We start from the raw sequence: 3,894 nt of genomic DNA, 5'->3' as shown, positions 1-3,894 counted from the left end.
GGTTGCGCCCATGGGGATGGGGGCGCAACCGGACGACCTTTACACGCGGTCTTAACGAATCTCGCGAATGGCGGGCAAAGCGTTGGGATTCATGGTGTTAGGGGTTTTATTTCACCTTTGACCTGCTAACCTGCGGCGATGATTCGACGCACTTTGGCTTGCATGCTTACGCTCGGTTTGGTTGCCTGCGCGACCCAGCCGCACTCCCCGTCACCGCCGCCACAGGCGTCGGGTGCGCCCAACAAGCCGGGGGTTGCCCACAAGGGGCCTGCCGAAGCCGCGCCGGAAGGGGCCGCGGCCACCGCGCCGCCGGTTGACCTGACCCCGGTGCCGTTCGAGGTGGCACGCGCCAACTTCGTGCGCGATACCGCCGCCCGCTATGGCATTCCCGCTGCGCAGATCGAGGCCACGCTGGCCCAGGCGCAGGTGCGTGATCCGATCATTGCCGCCATGTCGCGCCCGGCCGAACGGGTCAAGCCGTGGAACGAGTACCGGCCGATGTTCATCAGCCAGGCGCGGATCGACGGCGGCAGGAAATTCCTGGCCCAGCACCGCGATGAACTGATGCGCGTGCAGGAACGTACCGGGGTGCCGGCCGAAGTGATCGTGGCGATCATCGGCGTGGAAACCAGCTACGGCGCCAACACCGGCAGCTACCGCGTGCTCGATGCGCTGTACACGCTGGCCTTCAATTACCCGCGCAGCGGCGACCCGGCCAAGCTGGAACGCGAAGTGCGCCGCGAACTGTTCTTCCGCGATGAGCTGGCGCGCCTGTTCGCGCTGAGCCGCGACGAGAAGCTGGACATCCTGGCCATCAAGGGCAGCTATGCCGGTGCGATGGGCATGGGCCAGTTCATGCCGTCCAGCTACCTGGATTTCGCCGTGGACGGCAACGGCGATGGTCGCCGCGATCTGTTCACCAGCTACGACGATGTGTTCTCGTCGATCGCCAATTACTTCGTCAAGAAGGGCGGCTGGGTGCGCGGCGGCCCGGTGGCGGTGCCAGCCAGGCTGGCCGCCGGCCGCGCGCCGTTCGACCCCACCGACTGGACCCCGACCTGGACCCTGTCCGACCTGGCCCAGCGCGGCTACCAGCCCAGCGCAGCGGTCCCGGCCGGGCTGACCGCCACTCCGATCACGCTGGAAGGCAGCACCGGCAAGCAGTACTGGCTGGGCTTCCAGAACTACTACGCGATCACCCGCTACAACCTGTCCAAGATGTACGCGATGGCCGTGTACCAGCTGTCGCAGGCCATCGCCGGCCAGGAGCTGCCGCCGGCATGAGCATGCGCGCGCGCTGCAGATGGGCGGTTCCCGGCCTGCTGATCCTGGCGCTGGCCGCCTGCAGCAGTGCGCCCAAGAAGCCGGCCAGCGCCGGTGGCACCACCGGCAAACCCGCCGGCACGCTGGTGCAGGGGCAGGGCAAGGGCGGGCGTCCGGCGCATTGCCCGGAAGGTTCGCCGTACAAGGCCGCGTCCGAAGACCCCAGTACGCGCGGCAATTACCGCGCCGGCGGGCTGTACAAGCCGGGTGTCAACGACAGCACCCCCACTTACATCCCCAACGTGGCCTGCATTCCCGAACCGGACGTGGTGGACCTGCCGCGCTCGGCGATCGGCAACAAATCGCCTTACGTGGTGCTGGGCAAGAGTTACCAGGTGCTGGACCGGCCCAAGGGCTATGCCGAGAAGGGCACGGCGTCCTACTACGGGGCCAAGTTCCATGGCCGGCTCACCTCCAACCGCGAGGTGTATGACATGTACGCCTTCACCGCCGCGCACAAGACCCTGCCGCTGCCGAGCTTCGCGCGGGTCACCAACCTGGACAACGGTGAATCGGTGATCGTGCGGGTCAACGACCGCGGCCCGTTCCACGATGGCCGGGTGATCGACCTCAGCTACGCCGCCGCCGTGCGCCTGGGCATCACCCAGCGCGGCACCGGCAACGTGGAAGTGCGCGCGCTGACCCCGGGCGAAGACAACCTGCTGGCCGACAAACCCTCGCGCCGTGAGCGCCGTGCGGCGGAAGCGGCCGCGACCGTGGCCGCCGCAACGCCGCCGGCCGCGGTACGCCGCGCCAGCGACATGGACAAACTGGTCGGGGCGCTGCCGGCCCCTGCCGCGACCCAGGCGGCAACGCTGGAAACCGGCCCGGTCACGGTGAGCGCGCTGCCTGCGGCCGCGCCGGTGGTCGCCGCTGCGCGGCCCGCCGTTGCGCCGGTCCCGGTCGCCGCCGCGCCCAGCCCCTCGCTGCAGCAGCAGGTCGGCAACGTGCTGCTGCAGGTGGCCAGCTTCGCCAGCCGCGAGAACGCCACCAAGGCCTTGGGCCAGCTGTCCTCGGCCGGCATCGTCGGCGCCAGCATCAGCGACATCGTCAGCGGTGGTCGTACCCTGTGGCGCCTGCGCGTGCCGGCGGCCGACCATGCCAGCGCCTCGGAACTTGCCGGCCGCATTGTCGGTCTGGGATTCGGGTCGCCGCAGATCGTGAAAGAGTGAATGCGTCCCGCCGGGCGCTTCAGCGTCCGGGCACCCCATGGGCCTACAATGGCCGTCCCCTGTAATCCCCTTGGCGCCCTCCTGGAGCTTGCTGTCCGATGAAATTCCGCTTTGCCGCTGCTGCCATGGCCACGACCCTGTTCGTGGGCATGGTCTCCGCCCAGACCCCCCTGCCGACCCCGGCCCCGGCACCCGCTCCTGCCGCCGCCGCCCCCGTTACCGTGGCCACCCCGCCGGCGCCCAAGCCCAGCGTGGCCAAGGCCTGGGTGCTGATGGATTACGCCACCGGCCAGGTGCTGGCCGGCGAGAACATCAATGAACAGCTGGCGCCGGCCAGCATCACCAAGGTGATGACCTCCTACGTGGTCGCCGCCGAAGTGAAGAACGGCAAGGTCCGTACCGACGACCAGGTGATGATGAGCGAGCGCGCCTGGCGCGAAGGTGGCGCCGGCACCGACGGCAGCTACAGCGGCTTCCCGGTCAACCAGACCGCGCGCCTGGAAGACATGGAAAAGGGCATGGCGATCCAGTCGGGCAACGACGCCGCGATCGCGCTGGCCGAACACGTGGCCGGCAGCGAAGAGGCCTTCGCCTCGCTGATGAACAGCTACGCCGCCAAGATCGGCATGAAGGACTCGCACTTCGTCAACGCCCACGGCCTGAGCGCCGAAGGCCACCGCACCACCGCCTACGACCTGGCGCTGCTGGGCCGCGCGTTCGTCCGCGACTACCCGGAAACCTACGCCTACAACAAGGTGAAGGAATTCACCGTGGGCAACATCACCCAGCCCAACCGCAACCTGCTGCTGTGGCGCGACCAGAGCGTGGACGGCATCAAGACCGGGCACACCTCCGAAGCGGGCTACTGCCTGATGAGCTCGGCCCAGCGCGGCGACCAGCGCCTGATCGCCGTGGTGCTGGGCGGTGCCTCCGAGAAGCAGCGCGCCGATGACAGCCTGGCGCTGCTCAATTGGGGCTTCCGCTTCTTCGAAACGCACCGCATGTACGAGCCGGGCAAGGCCGTGGCCGAACACAAGGTGTGGAAGGGCAAGGCCGATACGCTGCAGCTGGGCGTGGCCCAGCCGCTGCTGGTGAGCGTGCCGCGCGGTCGCTACAACGACCTCAAGCCGAGCATCGACGTGCCCAAGACCCTGGAAGCGCCGTTCACGGCCGGCCAGCAGGTCGGCACGCTGAAGGTGACCCTGGACGGCAAGGTGGTGGCGCAGTCCCCGCTGGTGGCCGTGGCGGCGGTGGAAGAAGCCGGCTTCTTCAAGCGCCTGTGGGACAGCTTCTGGATGTGGTGGGAATCGGAATAACGGTTCCGCACGTAGAAGGCAAAAAAAAGACCGGCGCAAGCCGGTCTTTTTTCTTTTCGGTCGCCGGTCGCTTAGAGCGACCG

At 68.3% G+C, this 3,894-nt stretch carries 3 protein-coding genes; all 3 read left to right on the top strand.

What is annotated here, in order from left to right; all coding sequences use genetic code 11:
• Nucleotides 1–138 precede the first annotated feature (138 nt).
• The 3 genes from mltB (at nt 139) to QMX79_RS20215 (ending at nt 3,811) form a co-directional block, all read left to right on the top strand.
• Nucleotides 139–1,284: a lytic murein transglycosylase B gene (gene mltB / locus QMX79_RS20225; RefSeq protein WP_282248373.1), complete on the top strand. Its 1,146-nt coding sequence runs from the start codon at nt 139–141 to the stop codon at nt 1,282–1,284.
• Nucleotides 1,281–2,495, top strand: a complete 1,215-nt coding sequence (locus QMX79_RS20220) for a septal ring lytic transglycosylase RlpA family protein (RefSeq protein WP_282248371.1) — start codon at nt 1,281–1,283, stop codon at nt 2,493–2,495. The genes mltB and QMX79_RS20220 overlap by 4 nt, the downstream gene beginning before the upstream one ends.
• Nucleotides 2,496–2,593: 98 nt before the next feature.
• Nucleotides 2,594–3,811, top strand: coding sequence for a D-alanyl-D-alanine carboxypeptidase family protein (locus QMX79_RS20215; protein WP_282248370.1), 1,218 nt, complete (start codon nt 2,594–2,596; stop codon nt 3,809–3,811).
• Nucleotides 3,812–3,894: the final 83 nt, after the last annotated feature.

Origin of the sequence: Stenotrophomonas sp. PS02300 (assembly GCF_029959395.1) — a bacterium.
Classification (GTDB): domain Bacteria; phylum Pseudomonadota; class Gammaproteobacteria; order Xanthomonadales; family Xanthomonadaceae; genus Stenotrophomonas; species Stenotrophomonas maltophilia_AD.
This window is presented reverse-complemented; position numbering and strand designations above follow the sequence as displayed.

Bases quoted from the DNA above. Each gene is read 5' to 3' on its own strand.
- mltB (WP_282248373.1), top strand. From the start codon at position 139: ATGATTCGACGCACTTTGGCTTGCATGCTTACGCTCGGTTTGGTTGCC.
- QMX79_RS20220 (WP_282248371.1), top strand. From the start codon at position 1,281: ATGAGCATGCGCGCGCGCTGCAGATGGGCGGTTCCCGGCCTGCTGATC.
- QMX79_RS20215 (WP_282248370.1), top strand. From the start codon at position 2,594: ATGAAATTCCGCTTTGCCGCTGCTGCCATGGCCACGACCCTGTTCGTG.